Genomic DNA, 20,459 nt, shown 5'->3' with positions numbered 1-20,459 from the left:
CGGTGCCCGTCTTCGCCCTCACCCTAACCCTCTCCCGGCGGGAGAAGGAACCGTCTGGCGCAAGCCTGAATACCAGTGCTGGTCCGCCTTTCTCCCTCTCCCTTTGGGAGAGGGCCGGGGTGAGGGGCAACGCTTCGCCGTTCTTTGAATCCCATCACAATCACCGCACTCCCCTTTTCCCTTTTTCTCCACGACGGCTAAATTAGTAACTCATCCGACCACATAACAATAATTTTACATTGGAAGCCATTATGAGCCGCTATCCGTCGCTTTTCGCCCCGCTTGAGCTGGGCTTCACCACCCTTAAAAACCGCGTGTTGATGGGCTCCATGCATACCGGTCTGGAAGAACTGCCCGACGGCGCGCAGCGGTTAGCGGCCTTTTACGCCGAGCGCGCGCGTCACGGCGTGGCGCTGATCGTCACCGGCGGCATCGCTCCCGCCCCGTCCGGGGTGACCATGGCCGGCGGCGCGGTGCTCAACGATGCCAGCCATCTGGCGCATCATCGCCAGATCACCGACGCGGTACATCAGGAAGGCGGTAAAATCGCCCTGCAGATCCTGCACACCGGGCGCTACAGCTACCAGCCCGCGCTGGTCGCCCCTTCGCCTCTGCAGGCGCCGATAAACCGGTTCACCCCTCATGAGCTGAGCCACGACGAGATCCTCACGCTGATCGATGATTTTGCCCACTGCGCCCAGCTGGCGCGGGAAGCGGGCTATGACGGCGTCGAGGTGATGGGCTCTGAGGGCTATCTGATTAACGAATTCCTCGCCGCGCGCACTAACCAGCGCAGCGATCAATGGGGCGGCGATTACGCGCGCCGTATGCGATTCGCCGTTGAAGTGGTCAAGGCCGTGCGCCAGCGCGCCGGTCACGATTTCATTATCATCTACCGCCTATCGATGCTCGATCTGGTCAACGACGGCAGCACGCTGGCGGAAGTCACTGAACTGGCCAAAGCGATTGAAGCGGCGGGAGCGACCATCATCAACACCGGGATCGGCTGGCACGAAGCGCGCATTCCAACCATCGCCACGCCGGTACCGCGCGGCGCCTTTAGCTGGGTCACCCGCAAGCTGAAAGGCGCGGTGTCGATCCCGCTGATCACCACCAACCGCATCAACGATCCGCAGGTCGCGGAGGATATTCTCGCCCGCGGCGATGCCGATATGGTATCGATGGCCCGCCCGTTCCTCGCCGACGCCGAATTTATGTCAAAAGCGCAGAACGATCGTGCCGATCAGATCAACACCTGCATCGGCTGCAACCAGGCGTGTCTCGATCGGATCTTCGTCGGCAAAGTCACCTCCTGTCTGGTCAACCCGCGCGCCTGTCATGAAACCCTGATGCCGGTCCTGCCTGCCAACGCGCCTAAACGGCTGGCGGTGGTCGGCGCCGGGCCGGCCGGTCTGGCCTTTGCCGTTAACGCCGCCGCCCGTGGCCATCAGGTCACGTTGTTCGATGCGCTGCCGGAGATCGGCGGCCAGTTTAATATCGCCAAACAGATCCCTGGCAAAGAGGAGTTCCACGAGACGCTGCGTTACTACCGCACCATGCTCGATCTTAACGGCGTCGATCTGCGCCTGAACACCCGCGTTACGGCAGATGATCTGCTGGCTTTCGATGAGACGATCCTCGCCACCGGTATCGCCCCGCGCCTGCCGGCGATCGCCGGGATCGATCATCCCAAGGTGCTCAGCTACCTGGATGTCTTGCGCGACAAAGCGCCGGTTGGCGCGAAGGTGGCGATCATCGGCTGCGGCGGCATCGGCTTCGACACCGCGATGTACCTAAGCCAGTCGGGCGTGGCCACCAGCCAGGATATCGGCGAGTTCTGCCGCGAATGGGGTATCGATACCAGCCTGCAAACGGCGGGAGGGCTGAGTCCTGAGGGCCCGCAACTGAGTCAAAGCCCGCGACAAATTGTGATGCTGCAGCGCAAAGCGAGCAAACCGGGCGAAGGGCTCGGCAAAACCACCGGCTGGATCCATCGCGCGACGCTGCTGGCGCGCGGCGTGAAAATGATCCCGGGGGTCAGCTATGAGAAGATCGATGATGAGGGGTTACATGTGACTATCGGCGGCGAACGCCAGCTGCTGGCGGTGGATCATGTGATTGTCTGCGCCGGTCAGGAGCCGCGCCGCGAGCTGGCGGAACCGCTGCGCGCGGCAGGGAAAACGGTGCATTTGATCGGCGGCTGCGACGTGGCGGCGGAGCTGGATGCGCGCCGGGCGATTGCCCAGGGCACGAAGCTGGCGCTGACGATTTAGCCGTGTCCAGGGGGCGGCGCGATGCGCCTTCCCCGGGCTACCACGATAATCCCGCACGCTAGCCCGGCTAAAGCGACAGTCGGTAGCCCGGCTAAGGCGACAGTCGGTAGCCCGGCTAAGGCGACAGCCGCAAGCCGGGGAAACAGCAACACGAATCAGCGCTGCTTACGCACCTTGGTCGCTTTCAAAATGACGAACTTATTGTTCGTCGCAATCGTCGTGCAATTACCAAACGCGCGCTTCAGCTTACGGAAGTAATCGAGGTGGCGGTTGCCGACGACGTACAGCTCGCCGCCGTATTTCAGGCTGCGGCGGGCGTCGTTAAACATCTGCCAGGCAATATGGTCGGTAATGGCGTGCTGCTGATGGAACGGCGGATTGCACAGGATCGCCGTAAAGCGGTCCGGCTCAATGCCGGAGAGCGAGTTGTTGACCATAAATTCACAGCGGTCGATATCGTCCGGCAGGTTGTGCTCGACGTTCAACCGGCTGGAAGCCACCGCCATGTGCGACTCATCGGTGAACATGACCCGCGCGTTCGGGTTCTGCGCCAGCGCCTGCAGGCCAATCACCCCGTTGCCGCAGCCGAGATCGGCGATCTCGCCTTCTAAATTAGACGGTAAATGCTGCAGGAAGAAGCGCGCGCCGATATCCAGACCGCTGCGGGCAAAAACGTTGGCATGGTTGTGGATGGTCCACGGCGTGCCGTCCAGCTTCCAGCTGTAGGTTTGCGGCGCATCGGCCAGCTCAGGGGCGGTGAAAACGCAGTGGATCAGACGCGCTTTTTTCCATGCCAGCGAGGTGGTGGTGGTACCGAGAATTTTTTCAAACAGCGCCAGCGTCGAGTTATGCACATCGCGGGCTTTCGCCGCGGCGATAATACGGGTTTCCGGCGTCACCACTTGGCGCAGGGCGCGCAGCTGCTGTTCCAGCAGCGCCAGCTGCTTTGGCACCTTAATCAGCACCAGCGCCGGCGCGGCCGGCAGCGGGCTCAGGCTATCCTGAAAGCGCACGCTCTCTTCATCAATGCCGTTCATCCGCAGGTTGTGGCGGGTCGCCAGCTCGGAAATAAAGGAATCGTTGATGCTGACGGGGTTGCGCTCCGCCAGCGCGCAGGCGAGCGCGCCGAAGCCGTCGTTGAAGATGAGCGTCAGGCCGTCGACGTCATTCACCTGTTGCAGCAGATATTCATCCGCCGCTTCCCACGCCTGAAGCGCTTCTTCGACAGCGTTAGGTGGGAACCGCTCTAATGTGAATAACTCACCGTTTAACTCTGCCTGGCTCATCGCCTCTCCGCCTCCGGAATAGTAAAACCCGCGAGTTTATACGCAAATCCTGTCCAGTTGAAGAGAGATCGCTGATCATCGCCGCTCAGCGTAGATCGCCCTCGCCATCGGCTTGCAGCAGCGTTATCGACGCGCGGGCACCGGGCATCAGCTGCTGCAGATAGCCTACCAGCCGCTCTCCCGCCTCTTGCAGGGCCGACAACGGCATCGCCGGCAGGCTTTCGAGAATAAACCACATCGTATGCGCGCCGCTGTCCAGCCGGGTACGTACGCCCTGTCGCCAGTTCCAGCGTCGGCAGGTTACGCCTATATCATCCCGCCAGATGACTTCGCCCGGCTCCGGATATTCCACCACCGGCTCTGCCGATTTTAGCGTATCGAATGGCTCATCGCCGCGGGCAATGGCCAGCCGCGGTTCGCCACGGTAGGCGGCCAGATTTTCCCCACCGACCGGGACGGCATAGCGAATGCTGATCGCGTTGTAGATATCCACTACCGGATCGATGGCCGGCAGGCTCCCCTCTTTCCGCACCCGCTTGCGCAGCGCCTGCGCCGAACAGGGGGTACGTTTCGCCTTCGCGCCGAAGGCGCTGAAGGCTTCATCCCATGCCGCCAGGTGCGCTTGCGCCCAGGGCACATCATCCTGCTGCACCGCCTGGCAGGCCTCGGCCAGCGCCTGCTCCGCGATGGCGGGGTTGGCCACCGGCGCACTCTCCACCACAATACTTAATGCCCGAAAGCCCGGCGCCAGGCGGCTGACCGCAGATTCGATTGACGGCGTTACGCTACGCATTCGATAATCCTGTAATGACCAATTTGTTTCATCATAGTGACCAATGAACGTAAAAGTCAATATAACGACCGATTCAGGAGCTGATGTCGACCAGGTAAGTCGCGCCGTCGCCACGCGGCTGAAGGCCTACCGTAAAGCGAAAAAAATGTCGCTGGACGAGCTATCGCGCCGGGCCAGCATCAGCAAAGGTATGCTGGTCGAGATGGAAAAAGAGGCCGCCAACCCCAGCATTGCGATCCTCTGCAAACTCGCCGCCGCGCTGGGCGTTTCGGTGGCGGATATCGTCAAAGTGGCAAGCGAACCCGCGTTGCATATTATTCCCGCCGAGCAGATCCCCACCCTCTGGCAAGGCCCGCTGGGAGGCAGCGCCAGGCTTCTCGCCGGCACCGCCGGGCCGAATATGATTGAGCTGTGGCGCTGGGAGATGCAGCCCGGCGAAGCCTTTACCTCGCCCGGCCACCCGGCGACGACCTTCGAGCTGCTGCACGTGGAAGCCGGCGCGCTGACGCTGACGCTTGGCGAGACCTGCCGCACGGTGGCGGTCGGAGAATCCGCGGTGGCCCGTACCGAAACAGAGCACGGGTACCGGAATGCGGGACCCGCGCCGCTGGTCTTTACCATGACCGTGGCTGAACTGCCCTCCTGACAGACGTAATGATAAGACGATGACAAAACTCATTTATTTACAGGGCTATCCTGAATCGCTGCTGGCGCAGGTGACCACGTTAATCGAGCAAGACCGCCTCGGCGAGGTGCTGCAAAAGCGCTATCCGCAAGGGCACGACGTTAACAGCGATAAAGCGCTATATCAGTACACCCAGGACTTGAAAAACCGCTTTCTGCGCGGCGCGGCGCCGATCAACAAAGTGATGTATGACAGTAAGATCCACGTGCTGAACAATGCGCTCGGCCTGCATACCGCCATTTCCCGCGTTCAGGGCGGCAAGCTGAAAGCCAAAGCGGAGATCCGCGTGGCAACGGTATTTCGCGACGCGCCGGAGGCCTTTCTGCGCATGATCGTGGTTCATGAGCTGGCGCATCTGAAAGAGAAGGATCACAACAAGGCTTTCTATCAGCTGTGCTGCCATATGGAGCCGCAATACCACCAGCTGGAGTTCGACACCCGCCTGTGGCTGACGCACCTTTCGTTGAAGCGTTCTGCGTAGTCACGCACTGGTTTTGTCATGGGGGCATGATAGAGTGGCGACAGGTTCCCTTTAATGGAGTTCGTCACCGTTTATGATACGTTTCGCAGTTGTTGGCACAAACTGGATCACTAAGCAGTTTGTCGATGCCGCCCATGAAACCGGCAAATATAAACTTACCGCCATCTACTCCCGCAGCCTCGAACAGGCGCAAGCCTTCGCCAATGACTATCCGGTCGAGCATCTGTATACCTCGCTGGAGGCGCTGGCGCAAAGCGACGCCATTGATGCGGTGTATATCGCCAGCCCGAACTCCCTGCACTTCCCGCAGACGCGGCTGTTCCTGAGCCACAAGAAGCACGTCATTTGCGAAAAACCGCTGGCGTCGAATCTACAGGAGGTCGAGGCGGCCATCGCGGTGGCGAAAGCCAACCACGTGGTGCTGTTTGAAGCCTTCAAAACCGCCAGCCTGCCCAACTTTTTGCTGCTGAAGGAAACCCTCGGCAAAGTGGGTAAACTGCGTAAAGCCTTCATTAACTACTGCCAGTACTCTTCGCGCTACCAGCGCTACCTCGACGGGGAAAACCCCAACACCTTTAATCCGGCGTTCTCCAACGGTTCGATTATGGATATCGGCTTCTATTGCCTGGCGTCCGCTGTGGCGCTGTGGGGCGAACCGCGGGCCGTTCATGCCACCGCCAGCCTGCTGGACAGCGGCGTGGACGCCCAGGGCACCGTGGTGCTGTGCTATGACGACTTCGACGTGACGCTGCATCACTCCAAGGTGAGCGACTCGGCGATCCCCAGCGAAATTCAGGGGGAAGAGGGGGTACTGGTGATCGAAAAAATCTCCGAGTGCCAGAAGCTGGCGTTTGTGCCGCGCGGCGGCAAAGCCCAGGACCTGACGCAGCCGCAGCATATCAATACTATGCTGTATGAGGCGGAGACCTTCGCGCGGCTGGTGGAAACAGAGGATGTCGACCATCCGGGCCTGGCTGTGAGCCGTATCACGGCGAAACTGTCGAGCGAAATTCGTCGCCAGACCGGGGTGATCTTCCCGGCCGATACGCAGCCGCTGGCGTAAAAGAGTGTAAAGGCCCGTCTGGCCGCCATTGACGAAAACCGCCTCGTGACATATTTTGTTACGAGCAAAGGGGAGTAACTTCCTTGCCGGCCGATCGTCATTACGATGCGTGTAATACCGCATCCGGTCGCCGGGCAATCACCAAAGCCCATCGCGATGAACTTTGGTTGTTGTAAGTGAGACCTTGCCGGAAGGCGAGGTCTATGCATAAAAGCGCAGCGGCTGCCGTCTTCCGACGTCAGCCGTTTTTGTTTTTATGTAAGGAATATCAAATGAATACTGTCGGCACGCCGTTGCTATGGGGTGGATTCGCTGTCGTCGTCGCGATCATGTTGGCGATCGACCTGCTGCTTCAGGGACGACGCGGTTCGCATAGCATGACCATGAAGCAGGCCGCTGGCTGGTCTATCCTCTGGGTCACACTTTCTCTGTTGTTCAACGCCGCGTTCTGGTGGTATCTGGTGCAAACCCAGGGCCGCGCCGTCGCCGATCCGCAGGCCCTGGCCTTCCTCACCGGTTATCTGATTGAAAAAGCGCTGGCGGTCGATAACGTCTTCGTCTGGCTGATGCTGTTCAGCTACTTCGCCGTGCCGCCTGCTCTGCAGCGCCGGGTGCTGGTGTATGGCGTCCTCGGGGCGATTGTTCTGCGCACCATTATGATCTTCGCCGGCAGCTGGCTTATCTCCCAGTTCGACTGGCTGTTGTACGTCTTCGGCGCCTTCCTGCTGTTTACCGGCGTGAAGATGGCGCTGGCGAAAGAGGATGATTCCGGCATCGGCGACAAACCGCTGGTGCGCTGGATCCGCAGCCATCTGCGAATGACCGATAAAATCGAGAGCGAGCGCTTCTTCACCCGTAAAAACGGGGTGCTGTTCGCCACGCCGCTGCTGCTGGTGTTGATTCTGGTCGAGCTGAGCGATGTGATATTCGCCGTCGACAGTATCCCGGCGATCTTCGCGGTCACCACCGACCCGTTTATCGTGCTGACCTCGAACCTGTTTGCCATTCTCGGCCTGCGCGCCATGTACTTCCTGCTGGCGGGGGTCGCTGAGCGCTTCTCGATGCTCAAATATGGCCTGTCGGTGATCCTGGTGTTTATTGGCGTGAAGATGCTGATCGTCGACTTCTACCATATCCCGGTCGCCATCTCGCTGGGGGTCGTGGGCGGCATCCTGACCGTCACGCTGTTGATTAACGCCTGGGTCAACAAGCAGCACGACAAGCAGCGCAAACTGCCTGAATAACCTGCCTGGCGCGCCGTCGGCTCCCGCTGGCGGCGCGGTAATCGGCTATAGCAGACCTTCTCATAACGAGAATGCCTGCTCATGTCACAATTATGTTACTGCGTAGTTAAAAAATAAGATCCAGATTAAAATCACAGTATTTTACGCTTCCCGCCAGGCTTTCTTTCCGTATACTCGGCTATGCAAACATCTATTTACATCCTGACATAAACGTAACAAATAATACGTGGCTGGGATGGCTTGCTACATCACTGGAAGGAATGAATTATGACAACACGCACTCCCCCATCAGGGTGGCTCTCCCGCCTGGCGCAAGGCAGCCTGGTGAAACAAATTTTAATCGGCCTGGTGCTTGGCGTGCTGCTGGCGCTGGTCTCTAAGCCAGCGGCTATCGCCGTCGGCCTGCTGGGGACCCTGTTCGTCGGCGCGTTAAAGGCGGTAGCGCCGGTGCTGGTATTGATGCTCGTCATGGCCTCGATCGCCAACCATCAGCACGGACAAAAAACCAGTATTCGCCCTATTCTGTTTCTCTATCTGCTGGGCACCTTTAGTGCGGCGCTGACCGCGGTGTTGTTCAGTTTTCTCTTTCCGTCGACTCTGCACTTAACCACCGCCGCCGACAGCATCACGCCGCCGTCGGGGATTGTTGAGGTGCTGCGTAGTCTGCTGATGAGCATGGTGTCCAACCCGGTCGACGCCCTGCTGAACGCCAACTATATCGGTATTCTGGTGTGGGCAGTGGGGCTTGGCTTCGCCCTGCGCCATGGTAACGACACCACTAAAAACCTGATCAACGATATCTCCCACGCGGTGACCTTTATCGTTAAAGTGGTGATCCGCTTTGCGCCGCTGGGGATCTTCGGCCTGGTCTCTTCCACCCTGGCGACCACCGGTTTTGAAACGCTGTGGGGCTACGCCCAGCTGCTGCTGGTACTGGTGGGCTGTATGCTGCTGGTGGCGCTGGTGATTAACCCGCTGCTGGTGTTCTGGAAGATTCGCCGTAACCCCTATCCGCTGGTGCTGACCTGCCTGCGCGAAAGCGGCGTCTACGCGTTTTTCACCCGCAGCTCCGCCGCCAATATTCCGGTGAATATGGCGCTATGCGAGAAGCTGAACCTGGATCGCGATACCTATTCGGTCTCCATTCCGCTGGGGGCGACCATCAATATGGCGGGCGCGGCAATCACGATTACCGTGCTGACGCTGGCGGCGGTCCATACGCTGAACATTCCGGTGGATCTGCCGACGGCGCTGTTGCTGAGCGTGGTCGCTTCGCTGTGCGCCTGCGGCGCCTCCGGCGTGGCGGGCGGTTCGCTGCTGCTGATCCCGCTGGCCTGTAATATGTTTGGTATTCCGAACGATGTGGCGATGCAGGTGGTTGCCGTCGGCTTTATCATCGGCGTGCTGCAGGATTCCTGCGAAACCGCGCTGAACTCCTCCACCGACGCCCTGTTTACCGCCGCCGCCTGCATGGCGGAAGACGACCAGCTGGCGAAAAACGCCCTGCGCAGTTAATGCCTTTCCCCTCCGCTACCGCGCGGAGGGGCTCTCTTCCTGCACCGCGTTTTCAACCCTGAACGGATCGATACCCCGCTTTTGCATCCGGCGGAAGCGAATGATATTCAGGCCGTTGACGATCAGGAAGCTGCCTTCAATCAGCGTCCCGCCAATCGAACCCAGCCACAGGTTATGCGTCACCCAGCAGGCGGTGGAACACCACATCACGCAGCGGACGGTCAGCCCTTTACAGCGAAACAGCGCCCAGGTGCTGGCGACAGTGCCAATAATCGGCAGCAGCTCCATAGCATGCTGCAGCTTGCCAAGGCCGAGGATCAACGTCAGCAGGATAAAGACTGTCATCACCCACAGGCTGCGGGTGCGCAGGGAAATGACCGTGCGGAGCGCATTAAGCCCGGCGCTCATCCCGGCAGGCGCGGCGCCCATCAGGAAAAAATGGACGCCGATAACGGCGCTATAGACCGCCAGCTGAAGCCTGAAGCGACGTTCGTCGCGGTTGATAAAGGTGGTAATGCCGATAAGAAAGGCGATGACGCCGACGCCCTGAGCCAGCCAATACGCGGTCATGAAAGCTCCCTGAGAGAAAAAACAAACGGCGCTTCACAGGCTGAAACGCCGCTGCTGCTTACCCGATGACGCTGCGCTATCAGGCCAATGCGCTATCAACGCCGCCCGGGCGCCAATATGAATGCGCCTTTACAGGGTAACACCGCTTTTAAAGATGGCCAGCTCGCGGAAGTCATTCTGCTCATTACAAGTCGGTTTGCCGTTGGCGAAAGCCACAATGGTATCCACGAACTCCTCCAGCAGCTGTGGCATCGCTTTGCCGTGGATCAGCTGTCCGGCATCGAAGTCGATCCAGTGCTTTTTCTTTGCCGCCAGCTCGCTGTTGGTGGCGATCTTCACCGTCGGCACAAAGCCGCCGTACGGCGTGCCGCGGCCGGTGCTGAACAGCACCATATGGCAGCCGGCGCCGGCCAGCGCGCTGGTGGCGACGGCATCATTGCCTGGCGCGCTCAGCAAGTTCAGACCATGAACCTTCAGACGTTCGCCGTAGCGCAGGACATCCACGACCTGGCTGGAGCCCGCTTTCTGGGTACAGCCCAGCGACTTATCCTCGAGGGTGGTGATCCCCCCAGCCTTGTTGCCCGGAGAGGGGTTTTCGTAAATAGGCTGGTCGTGCGCGATAAAGTACTGCTTAAAGTCATTGACCATAGTCACCAGCTTGTCGAAGGTCGCTTCGTCGCGGCAGTGGCTCATCAGCAGCTGTTCAGCGCCGAACATCTCCGGCACTTCGGTCAGCACGGTGGTGCCGCCGTTGGCGATCACATAGTCTGAGAAGCGCCCCAGCATCGGGTTGGCGGTAATGCCGGACAGGCCGTCAGACCCGCCGCACTCGAGGCCAAACTTCAGCTCGCTCAGCTTACCCGGCTGACGTTTATCCTGACGCATCACGTCATACAGCTGGTGGAGATGCGCCACTCCCGCCTCCACTTCATCGTCCTGATGCTGACAAACCATAAAGTGCACGCGCTGCGGATCATACTCGCCCAGCGTTTCGCGAAAGGCCTCCACCTGGTTGTTTTCACAGCCAAGGCCCACCACCAGCACCGCCCCGGCGTTCGGATGGCGAACCATATTCTGCAGCATGGTGCGGGTATTGAGGTGATCGTCCCCGAGCTGCGAGCAGCCATAGGTATGGCTGAAGAGATGCACCCCATCAATGTCCTCCGCGCCGTTTGCCTCTTTCAGAAAACGGTTCTGCATCTGGCGGGCCATGGCGTTGACGCAGCCGACGGTCGGCAGGATCCACAGCTCATTGCGCACGCCGACGTCGCCATTGGCGCGACGATAAATCTGCACTTCGCGATCCGCTGGCTGCGGCGGTTGGGCAACCTGTTCCGGTTGATAGCGATACGCGTCAAGGTCGCTGAGATTGGTGCGCGTATTGTGCGCATGGACATGCTCGCCCGGCGCGATATCCGCCAGCGCATGGCCAATCGGCAGCCCATACTTAACGACGTTTTCCCCTTTCGCGATAGCGCGCAGTGCAAACTTGTGTCCGCGAACGATATCCTGACCGAGGGTGACCGGGTCATTGTCGATCGTCACCACGCTACCGGCCGTCATATCCGCCAGCGCGACCGCGACGTTATCCTGCGAATGGATTTTGATGTATTGCATATCAACCGACCTCTGGTCTTAGTTCAGTTCAATGGCGAAATAGTCACGCGCATTGTTAAAGCAAATGTTTTTCACCATCTCGCCCAGCAGCGCGATATCCGCAGGCGCTTCGCCGGCGGTCACCCAACGGCCGATCATCTGGCACAGAATGCGGCGGAAGTATTCGTGGCGCGTGTAGGAGAGGAAGCTGCGGCTGTCGGTCAGCATCCCGACAAAGCGGCTCAGCAGGCCGAGCTGCGCCAGCTGGGTCATCTGCCGCTCCATGCCGTCTTTCTGATCGTTGAACCACCAGCCGGAGCCGAACTGCATCTTGCCCGGCATCCCTTCGCCCTGGAAGTTACCGATCATGGTGCCCAGCACTTCGTTATCGCGCGGGTTCAGGCAGTAGAGAATGGTTTTCGGCAGCAGGTTCTCTTCGTTCTGCTTGCTCAGCAGCTTAGACAGCTCTTCAGCCATCGGACGATCGTTGATCGAGTCAAAGCCCACGTCCGGGCCTAACAGTTTGAACTGACGCAGGTTGTTATTGCGCAGCGCGCCGATGTGGTACTGCTGCACCCAGCCGCGACGAGCATACTCTGCGCCGAGGAACACCAGCACCGCGGTTTTGAACTGCGCCACTTCGCGTTCGCTAAGGGTTTCGCCAGCCAGGCGACGCGCCAGAATGGCGTCCAGCTCGGCGTCGGTCGCTTCCGCAAACAGCACTACGTCCAGGGCGTGGTCGGAGACTTTGCAACCGTGAGCGGCAAAGTGGTCCAGACGTTTGGTCAGCGCGCTTTGCAGGTCCGCAAAACGGCGAATATCGGTGTCGGACACTTCACCCAGCTTAGCCATATAGTCATTGAAGGTCGCCTGCTCGATGTTGAACGCTTTATCCGGGCGCCAGCTCGGCAACACCTTGATATCAAATGAAGTGTCTTTGGCGACAACCGCATGGTGTTCCAGGGAATCAATCGGATCGTCGGTGGTGCCGACCATCTTCACGTTCATCTGCTTCATGATCCCGCGGGCGGAGAAGGCGTCTTGCGCCAGTAACGCATTGCACTGTTCCCAGATCTCATCGGCGGTGGAAGGTGACAGCAGCTTACCTGTAATACCAAATGGGCGACGCAGCTCTAAATGGGTCCAGTGGTATAACGGGTTGCCAATTGTGTGAGGCACGGTGGCTGCCCAGGCGTCAAATTTCTCGCGATCGGAGGCATCCCCGGTACACAGACGCTCCGGCACGCCGTTAGTGCGCATCGCGCGCCATTTGTAGTGATCGCCTTTCAGCCAGATGTCATACAGATTTTTGAAACGATAATTTTCGGCAACCTGCTGCGGCGGAAGGTGACAATGGTAGTCGAAAATAGGCTGATCTTTCGCGTAATCGTGGTACAGGCGGCGGGCAAATTCGCTATCGAGTAGAAAATCTTCGGTCATAAACGGTGTCATTCGTGTGTCCTCTTCGCTCCGGAACAGGAGCCTTTCAGATGATTGACTACAATGCTGACAAAGTTATCACACCAATTTCCACAGGCCGAACTGTTTTTCGTGAGTTAGATCAATAAACGCTGATAAAAAAAACCGCCTGTCCGCGGCAAACGTCTCGCCAGGGCGCGCCGTATCTGGCTTTCCTCGCCAGTCATAAAGACCACACTAACTTTCCCACTTTTGTGACAGCACTCAACTTTTAAAGTTGTATGACAAGTTATCTTTCTGCCGTCGCAACATATAAACCGACGGAATGCTTTACCGGTGTTGATGGCATCGGCTTATACGGAATGGATACCGACTTTTTACATAACAACTGATGGTAAGGTTCGGGCCAGAGGGGACCGCCCTCCTGAACCCTCCGTTTCGCTTTCCCGACCGCGTATCGCCGTCAGGAGAGGCCGCACCTGGTGCGGAGAAATTACAGACGATGAGGTTTACATGCGTAAAATTAAAGGGTTACGTTGGTACATGATCGCACTGGTGACGCTGGGCACCGTGCTGGGCTACCTGACCCGTAACACCGTGGCGGCGGCCGCGCCGACGCTGATGGAAGAGTTACACATCTCGACCCAACAGTACTCCTATATCATTGCAGCCTATTCCGCTGCCTATACCGTCATGCAGCCTGTCGCAGGCTATGTCCTTGATATTCTGGGGACTAAAGTCGGCTATGCCTTCTTCGCTATCGCCTGGGCGATATTCTGTGGCTCGACCGCCCTCGCCGGCAGCTGGGGTGGCCTGGCGCTGGCCCGCGGCGCGGTGGGCGCGGCGGAAGCGGCGATGATTCCCGCCGGGCTGAAAGCCAGCTCCGAATGGTTCCCGGCGAAAGAGCGCTCTATCGCGGTGGGCTACTTCAACGTGGGTTCCTCTATCGGCGCCATGATCGCGCCGCCGCTGGTGGTGTGGGCGATTGTCATGCACAGCTGGCAGATGGCGTTCATTATCTCCGGGGTGCTGAGCTTCGTCTGGGCCATCGCCTGGCTGATCTTCTACAAACACCCGCGCGATCAGAAGAAATTATCTGACGAAGAACGCGACTACATCATTGGCGGCCAGGAGTCTCAACACCAGACCAATAACGCGAAGAAAATGTCGCCGTGGCAGATCCTGCGCAACCGTCAGTTCTGGGGTATCGCCCTGCCGCGTTTTCTCGCCGAGCCGGCCTGGGGTACCTTTAACGCCTGGATCCCTCTGTTCATGTTTAAGGTTTACGGCTTTAACCTGAAAGAGATCGCCATGTTCGCCTGGATGCCGATGCTGTTCGCCGACCTCGGCTGCATCGTCGGTGGATACCTGCCGCCGCTGTTCCAGCGCTGGTTCGGCGTCAATCTGATCGTGTCGCGTAAAATGGTGGTCACCATGGGCGCCCTGCTGATGATTGGCCCGGGGATGATCGGCCTGTTCACCAGCCCGTACGTGGCGATTGCCCTGCTGTGCATCGGCGGGTTCGCTCACCAGGCGCTGTCCGGGGCGTTGATTACCCTCTCTTCCGACGTCTTTGGCCGTAACGAAGTCGCTACCGCCAACGGTCTGACCGGGATGGCCGCCTGGCTGGCGAGCACCATGTTCGCCCTGGTCGTCGGCGCGCTGGCAGACACCATCGGCTTCAGCCCGCTGTTTGCCGTACTGGCGGTCTTTGACCTGCTGGGCGCGCTGGTCATCTGGACGGTGCTGAAAAACAAACCGGCTGACGATGACACGCCGCCGCTTAGCAGCCGCAAACCGGCCACCCAGAGTTAGAGACGCTTATGCTGAGGTGATCGCCTGCCAAGCCGCCTTCTCAGGCGGCTTTTTCATCCCTGCCAGTGGTGGAAATCGCGTAAAAGTGGTATAACAAATCGAATATTGTCGCCATCTTGCGGGAGCGAATATGGAAATCATTGAACCACGCCGTCTTTATCAGCAGCTTGCCGCTGAGCTGAAGACGCGCATCGAACAAGGTGTCTACCTTGTAGGGGATAAGCTGCCCGCCGAGCGCTTTATCGCCGATGAAAAAAACGTTAGCCGCACCGTGGTTCGTGAAGCCATTATCATGCTGGAAGTGGAAGGGTATGTCGAAGTCCGCAAAGGGTCGGGCATTCACGTTATCTCTAACCATCCGAAATACCAGCAAGTGGCCGATGAAAGCCTTGAGTTCGCCAACTATGGCCCCTTTGAGCTGCTGCAGGCGCGGCAGCTTATTGAAAGCAATATCGCCGAATTCGCGGCCACTCAGGTGACCAAGCAGGACATCATGAAGCTGATGGAGATTCAGGAGAAAGCGCGCAACGAGAAGTGTTTCCGCGACTCCGAGTGGGATCTGCAGTTTCATGTCCAGGTGGCGCTGGCCACGCAGAATAGCGCCCTGGCGGCGATCGTGGAAAAAATGTGGACCCAGCGCGTGCATAACCCGTACTGGAAAAAGCTGCATGAGCATATTGACCTGCGCACCGTCGATAACTGGTGCGACGACCACGATCAGATCCTGAAGGCTCTGCTGCGAAAAGATCCGAACGCCGCCAAACTGGCGATGTGGCAGCATCTGGAAAATACCAAGCAAATGCTGTTTAACGAAACCAGCGACGACTTTGAATTTAATGCCGATCGCTACTTATTTGCCGAAAACCCGGTGGTTCATCTCGATACGGCGGCCAACGGCGCGAAATAAGCCTTTATCCCCCCGGCGCGCGGCCCCTGCGCGCCTGTTCCCCGGGCAGGCTGAGGTAAGCAAAACATATATAGTGTCAGCCTGTGTAAATCCTCTCGCCTCACATCGCCGCAATCAGCAAAATCAACGAGCAACACCTTGCAATTTCTCTGACGGAAAGTCAGGCGATTTGTTACAATTAGATGCATTTTGCCGTTCTGGGAGTAGGTATTGACTTACTTCAGTTTTATACAGGGAAGCGTTCAGAGCGCCGAAGCAGCGACCATAATCTCATAAAAATCTTGTCGCCCTACATGCCACGCGCTCAGACGTGCCGTTAACCGATGTACCAGGAATCGTGAATGGAACTATTAACCCAGTTATTGAATGCCTTGTGGGCTCAGGATTACGAAACGCTCGCGAATCCCTCCATGATTGGCATGCTGTATTTTGTCTTGTTTATGATTTTGTTCCTTGAGAACGGGTTACTGCCTGCCGCGTTTTTGCCGGGGGACAGCCTGCTTGTGCTCGTAGGCGTGCTGATCGCCAAAGGGGCGATGGGCTTTCCGGAAACGTTGCTGCTGCTCACCGCCGCCGCCAGCCTCGGCTGCTGGCTGAGCTATATCCAGGGGCGCTGGCTAGGCAACACACGGATCGTGCAAAACTGGCTGTCGCATCTGCCCTCTCACTATCATCAGCGCGCGCATCACCTGTTTCATAAGCATGGCCTCTCCGCGCTGCTGATCGGCCGCTTCATCGCCTTCGTGCGCACGCTGCTGCCGACCATCGCCGGGCTTTCCGGTCTCAATAACGCCCGCTTTCAGTTCTTTAACTGGATGAGCGGCCTACTGTGGGTGCTCATCCTGACCTCGCTGGGCTATCTGCTGGGCAAAACCCCGGTATTCCTTAAGTATGAAGATCAGCTGATGTCCTGCCTGATGCTCCTGCCGGTTGCGCTGTTGGTCTTCGGACTGATCGGCTCGCTGGTGGTGCTGTGGAAGAAAAAATACAGAAGCCGGGGCTGATGATGGTCATAAAACGCCCTTCCCTGCGCCAGCTCAGCTGGCTGCTGGGTGGCTCTCTTTTGCTCTGCGCGCTGTTCTGGCTCTGGCTGGCGGTGCAGCAGCAGGAGGCCACGCTGGCGATCCGTCCGGTTGGCCAGGGCGTCAGTATGCCGGATGGTTTCTCCGTCTGGCATCACCTCGACGCTAACGGTATCCGCTTCAAGAGCATTACGCCGCAAAAGGATGGCCTGCTGATTAAGTTTGATTCCACCGCCCAGGGCGCGGCGGCGAAAGAGGTTCTCGGTCGCGCTCTGCCACATGGTTATATTATCGCCTTGCTGGAGGACGATAACTCGCCCACCGCCTGGTTATCCCGCCTGCGCGACGCGCCGCATCGGCTCGGGTAAACGGCCGTCAGACTGCGTTTTCAACGCAGTCTGGTGGTTTCCCGCATTTGTTACTATGCTTAAACCTGCGTGAATCAACGCATTCACGTTTACCAACGGGAACGGGTTTATCCTCCGGGTATACCCTAAGACAATGGAAGGTACTATCCATGAAACACCGCATCGCTCTGCTTCTGGCCCTGTCTTCACTTAGCGCCAGCGCCATAGCCGCCTCTCCCTGCCAGGAAAAAGAGCAGGATATTCAACGAGAGATCAGCTATGCCGAAAAGCATCACAATCAAAGTCGCATTGATGGGCTAAATACCGCGCTACGTCAGGTACGGGAGAACTGCAGCGACAGTAAACTCAAAGCCGATCATCAGCAAAAAATTGCCAAACAGCGGGAAGAGATCGCTGAACGTCAGCGCGATCTGCAGGAAGCCCGGAAGAAAGGCGATGCGGACAAAATCAACAAACGCCAGCATAAACTCAATGAAGCGCAACAGGAGTTGAAAACGCTGGAGTCTCGGGATTACTAATCACCATTAACTTTCGCAATACGGACCACGCTACAGGAGAACGACATGGCTAAAGAGAATGTGACTGACGACCTTCGTGCAGAACTGAAAACGCTGGCGGACACCCTGGAGGAAGTACTGAATTCCTCGGCGGACAAGTCGAAAGAAGAGATGGGTAAACTGCGCAGTAAAGCGGAGAGCGCGCTGAAAGAGAGCCGCGCCCGCCTGGGTGAGACCAGCGAAGCGATTCTGCGTCAAACTCGTGAGACCGCCGCGCGAGCGGATGATTATGTTCGCGAAAATCCGTGGACTGGGGTCGGGATTGGCGCCGCCGTCGGGCTGGTGCTGGGTGTCCTGCTGTCGCGTCGCTGATTATGGCGAATACACAACACACGCAGGGGCCGGGTCAGCGCGTCTTCTCCATTGGCCAGCGTATCGTTACGCTGCTGGTCGAAATGGTGGAAACAAGGCTGCGCCTGGTCGTCGTGGAGCTGGAGGAGGAGAAAGCCAACCTCTTCCAGTTGCTGATCATGACCGGACTGACGCTGCTGTTTGCCGCGTTTGGCCTCATGAGTCTGCTGGTGCTGGTTATCTGGGCCGTTGACGCTCAGTACCGCCTGCACGTCATGATCGCCACCACCGTCGTGCTGCTACTCGCCGCCGCGATTGTCGGAATCCTTACCTTACGTAAGGCGCGACGCTCCACGCTGCTGCGCCTGACGCGAAAAGAGCTGGAGAACGACCGTGCCCTTCTGGAGGAAGATAAACCATGAATGGCCGACAGGAGCGTGAACGGCAAAAGGCGCAGCTGCTGCGCCAGATCCAGCAGCAACGGCTGGAGCTGAGCGCCTGTCGCCGCCACTGGCTGGATGCGACTGCGCCCTTAGACCGAGGCTGGCATACGCTGCTCAGTTTACGTTCGTGGCTGATGGTAGGCAGCGGTCTGATGGCCGTGTGGTCCGTACGGCACCCGCATTTTTTAATGCGCTGGACCAAACGCGGACTGGGTTTATGGAGTACCTGGCGGCTGGTCCGCGGGATCCTGCGCCAGTCGACACTCCGCTAGCCGCGCGGAGCGCGGGCGCTTTTCCCGGCGCCCCGCTCTGCCACTTCCCCGCCCGATACGCAACGCCGTTCGTAACAGCTTGCCTCCTGGCCGCCATCCGCGGTCAGCCAGTCCTCTTATCCGCCTGGCCAGGCCTATACCAGGAGCGGTAGTGATCTATCGCGTTCAGGAATCTTTCGCCCCCCTTTTGCCGATTACTCAGAAACTTTGAACTAGATCTACAGTTTTCCTTGCTAACAATTCCCTCTCCGCCTCGCTACTATCCTCTCCATCGACAGCAACACCGCGTAACTACGCGGGATTGCGCTAAAAAACAAAACCGCCGCCCTTTGGGTTTTCTGGAGTAAGAAATGAAAAAATTAGAAGATGTTGGTGTACTGGTAGCGCGCATTCTGATGCCGATTCTGTTTATCACTGCAGGATGGGGCAAAATCACCGGTTATGCGGGAACCCAGCAGTATATGGAAGCCATGGGCGTACCGGGTGCGCTGCTGCCGCTGACCATCCTCCTTGAATTCGGCGGCGGACTGGCGATTCTGTTCGGTTTCCTGACCCGGACCACCGCGCTGTTCACCGCAGGCTTTACCCTGTTGACCGCGTTCCTGTTCCACAGCAACTTTGCGGAAGGCGTGAACTCCCTGATGTTCATGAAAAACCTGACCATCGCTGGCGGTTACCTGCTGCTGGCCATTACCGGACCGGGCGCATTCAGCATCGACCGTGTACTGAATAAGAAATGGTAAGCGCACTATACTGAATGAAAAAAGCGAGGAGACCACTCCTCGCTTTTGCTATCTGAAGTCAGAAGGAGGAACAAAGATGGGACAATTAGTCGACGGCGTCTGGCAGGATACCTGGTATGACACAAAATCCACCGGTGGGCGTTTTAAGCGTTCCGTTTCCGCCTTCCGTAACTGGCTCACCGCCGATGGCGCGGCCGGCCCGAGTGGCGAAGGGGGATTTGCGGCGGAAAAAGATCGCTATCATCTGTACGTCTCTCTCGCCTGCCCGTGGGCGCATCGCACGTTAATTATGCGTAAGCTGAAAGGACTGGAGCCCTTTCTTCCTGTCTCCGTGGTCCATCCGCTGATGCTGGAAAACGGCTGGACCTTTGACGACAGCTTCCCGGAAGCCACCGGTGACACCCTTTATCAGCACGATTTTCTCTATCAGCTGTATCTGCACGCCGACCCGCACTACACCGGCCGCGTCACCGTCCCGGTACTCTGGGATAAAAAACAGCAGACCATCGTCAGCAATGAGTCGGCAGAAATCATCCGTATGTTTAATACCGCCTTCGATGGCCTGGGCGCCAGAGCCGGGGATTACTACCCGCCGGCGCTGCGGGAACAAATTGATGATCTGAACGGCTGGATCTACGACAACGTCAATAACGGCGTGTATAAAGCCGGCTTTGCCACCAGTCAGCAGGCTTACGACGAAGCGGTGGATGCGGTGTTTACCTCACTGGAGCGGCTGGAGCAGATCCTCGGTCAGCATCGTTACCTGACGGGCAATCAGCTGACGGAAGCGGATATTCGCCTGTGGACGACGCTGGTACGCTTCGACCCGGTGTATGTGACCCATTTTAAATGCGACAAACGACGCATCAGCGATTATCTCAATCTCTACGGTTTCCTGCGCGACATCTGCCAGATGCAGGGTATCGCGGAGACGGTGAGTCTTCCGCATATTCGTCACCACTATTACCGCAGCCATAAAACCATTAACCCTACCGGCATCATCTCCATTGGGCCGCAGCAGGATCTCAGCGAACCACACGGTCGCGACCAGCGCTTCCGTTGATCCGTCGGGCGCCAGTGATGGCGCCCAATAATTCAGAAAACAGATATTTACCC

At 58.3% G+C, this 20,459-nt stretch carries 21 protein-coding genes; 16 read left to right on the top strand and 5 right to left on the bottom strand.

Features of this window, described 5'->3' with window-relative positions:
• Window positions 1–251 precede the first annotated feature (251 nt).
• Window positions 252–2,273 (top strand): NADPH-dependent 2,4-dienoyl-CoA reductase, encoded by a 2,022-nt coding sequence (locus tag ABLV64_RS12560; RefSeq protein WP_151628915.1) that lies wholly within the window; start codon window positions 252–254, stop codon window positions 2,271–2,273.
• Window positions 2,274–2,428: 155 nt separating this feature from the next.
• Here ABLV64_RS12560 and rlmG read toward each other — a convergent pair whose 3' ends face one another.
• Both rlmG and ABLV64_RS12550 read right to left on the bottom strand, forming a co-directional pair.
• On the bottom strand, window positions 2,429–3,559 hold the full coding sequence (gene rlmG / locus ABLV64_RS12555; RefSeq protein ID WP_348843281.1) for a 23S rRNA (guanine(1835)-N(2))-methyltransferase RlmG: 1,131 nt from the start codon (window positions 3,557–3,559) through the stop codon (window positions 2,429–2,431).
• An 85-nt stretch (window positions 3,560–3,644) separates the two neighbouring features.
• Window positions 3,645–4,352, bottom strand: coding sequence for a B3/4 domain-containing protein (locus ABLV64_RS12550; RefSeq protein WP_154982276.1), 708 nt, complete (start codon window positions 4,350–4,352; stop codon window positions 3,645–3,647).
• Between the two features lie 43 nt (window positions 4,353–4,395).
• On the opposite strand from ABLV64_RS12550, the gene ABLV64_RS12545 reads away from it, so the two are divergent.
• The 5 genes from ABLV64_RS12545 (at window position 4,396) to sstT (ending at window position 9,340) form a co-directional block, all read left to right on the top strand.
• Window positions 4,396–4,998 carry a helix-turn-helix domain-containing protein gene (locus ABLV64_RS12545; protein ID WP_348843282.1) on the top strand — a complete coding sequence of 201 codons (603 nt, stop codon included), beginning with the start codon at window positions 4,396–4,398 and terminating at the stop codon, window positions 4,996–4,998.
• Between the two features lie 19 nt (window positions 4,999–5,017).
• Window positions 5,018–5,518 (top strand): M48 family metallopeptidase, encoded by a 501-nt coding sequence (locus ABLV64_RS12540; RefSeq protein WP_023319188.1) that lies wholly within the window; start codon window positions 5,018–5,020, stop codon window positions 5,516–5,518.
• A gap of 73 nt (window positions 5,519–5,591) precedes the next feature.
• On the top strand, window positions 5,592–6,581 hold the full coding sequence (locus ABLV64_RS12535) for a Gfo/Idh/MocA family oxidoreductase (protein ID WP_135683191.1): 990 nt from the start codon (window positions 5,592–5,594) through the stop codon (window positions 6,579–6,581).
• A 272-nt stretch (window positions 6,582–6,853) separates the two neighbouring features.
• The gene (locus tag ABLV64_RS12530; RefSeq protein ID WP_004188496.1) at window positions 6,854–7,825 is read left to right on the top strand and encodes a TerC family protein; all 972 of its coding nucleotides are present in this window, start codon (window positions 6,854–6,856) and stop codon (window positions 7,823–7,825) included.
• A 267-nt stretch (window positions 7,826–8,092) separates the two neighbouring features.
• Entirely contained in the window at window positions 8,093–9,340 is a 1,248-nt protein-coding gene (gene sstT / locus ABLV64_RS12525; protein WP_004206115.1) for a serine/threonine transporter SstT, read from the top strand.
• Between the two features lie 15 nt (window positions 9,341–9,355).
• Here the strand turns inward: sstT and ABLV64_RS12520 are convergent, their stop codons facing one another.
• The 3 genes from ABLV64_RS12520 to uxaC form a co-directional block, all read right to left on the bottom strand.
• A complete protein-coding gene (locus tag ABLV64_RS12520; RefSeq protein ID WP_004206116.1) occupies window positions 9,356–9,910 on the bottom strand; it encodes a YgjV family protein in 555 nt (184 codons plus the stop codon).
• A gap of 129 nt (window positions 9,911–10,039) precedes the next feature.
• Window positions 10,040–11,527, bottom strand: a complete 1,488-nt coding sequence (locus ABLV64_RS12515) for an altronate dehydratase family protein (RefSeq protein WP_017900666.1) — start codon at window positions 11,525–11,527, stop codon at window positions 10,040–10,042.
• An 18-nt stretch (window positions 11,528–11,545) separates the two neighbouring features.
• Window positions 11,546–12,958: a glucuronate isomerase gene (gene uxaC, locus ABLV64_RS12510; RefSeq protein ID WP_004206118.1), complete on the bottom strand. Its 1,413-nt coding sequence runs from the start codon at window positions 12,956–12,958 to the stop codon at window positions 11,546–11,548.
• Window positions 12,959–13,438: 480 nt separating this feature from the next.
• Here uxaC and ABLV64_RS12505 point away from each other — a divergent pair, with 480 nt between their 5' ends.
• From ABLV64_RS12505 to ABLV64_RS12460, 10 genes are all read left to right on the top strand, one after another.
• Window positions 13,439–14,740: an MFS transporter gene (locus tag ABLV64_RS12505; RefSeq protein WP_348843283.1), complete on the top strand. Its 1,302-nt coding sequence runs from the start codon at window positions 13,439–13,441 to the stop codon at window positions 14,738–14,740.
• A gap of 130 nt (window positions 14,741–14,870) precedes the next feature.
• Window positions 14,871–15,647 (top strand): transcriptional regulator ExuR, encoded by a 777-nt coding sequence (exuR, locus tag ABLV64_RS12500; RefSeq protein WP_004206120.1) that lies wholly within the window; start codon window positions 14,871–14,873, stop codon window positions 15,645–15,647.
• Window positions 15,648–15,988: 341 nt separating this feature from the next.
• A complete protein-coding gene (gene yqjA / locus ABLV64_RS12495; protein WP_004206121.1) occupies window positions 15,989–16,651 on the top strand; it encodes a DedA family general envelope maintenance protein YqjA in 663 nt (220 codons plus the stop codon).
• An 8-nt stretch (window positions 16,652–16,659) separates the two neighbouring features.
• On the top strand, window positions 16,660–17,037 hold the full coding sequence (gene mzrA, locus ABLV64_RS12490) for an EnvZ/OmpR regulon moderator MzrA (protein ID WP_072096611.1): 378 nt from the start codon (window positions 16,660–16,662) through the stop codon (window positions 17,035–17,037).
• A gap of 149 nt (window positions 17,038–17,186) precedes the next feature.
• Entirely contained in the window at window positions 17,187–17,555 is a 369-nt protein-coding gene (locus ABLV64_RS12485) for a DUF1090 domain-containing protein (RefSeq protein ID WP_004206124.1), read from the top strand.
• A 45-nt stretch (window positions 17,556–17,600) separates the two neighbouring features.
• Entirely contained in the window at window positions 17,601–17,906 is a 306-nt protein-coding gene (locus ABLV64_RS12480; RefSeq protein WP_002917916.1) for a YqjD family protein, read from the top strand.
• 2 nt (window positions 17,907–17,908) lie between these two features.
• A complete protein-coding gene (locus ABLV64_RS12475) occupies window positions 17,909–18,307 on the top strand; it encodes a phage holin family protein (RefSeq protein ID WP_004206125.1) in 399 nt (132 codons plus the stop codon).
• Window positions 18,304–18,600, top strand: coding sequence for a YqjK-like family protein (locus ABLV64_RS12470; protein ID WP_004206127.1), 297 nt, complete (start codon window positions 18,304–18,306; stop codon window positions 18,598–18,600). The genes ABLV64_RS12475 and ABLV64_RS12470 overlap by 4 nt, the downstream gene beginning before the upstream one ends.
• Before the next feature lie 350 nt (window positions 18,601–18,950).
• Window positions 18,951–19,343 (top strand): DoxX family protein, encoded by a 393-nt coding sequence (locus ABLV64_RS12465; RefSeq protein ID WP_002917920.1) that lies wholly within the window; start codon window positions 18,951–18,953, stop codon window positions 19,341–19,343.
• 76 nt (window positions 19,344–19,419) lie between these two features.
• Window positions 19,420–20,406, top strand: coding sequence for a glutathione S-transferase family protein (locus ABLV64_RS12460; protein WP_348843284.1), 987 nt, complete (start codon window positions 19,420–19,422; stop codon window positions 20,404–20,406).
• The last annotated feature ends 53 nt before the right edge of the window (window positions 20,407–20,459 follow it).

It is taken from the genome of Klebsiella sp. JB_Kp031 (assembly GCF_040064295.1).
GTDB classification, from domain to species: domain Bacteria; phylum Pseudomonadota; class Gammaproteobacteria; order Enterobacterales; family Enterobacteriaceae; genus Klebsiella; species Klebsiella quasipneumoniae.
This window is presented reverse-complemented; position numbering and strand designations above follow the sequence as displayed.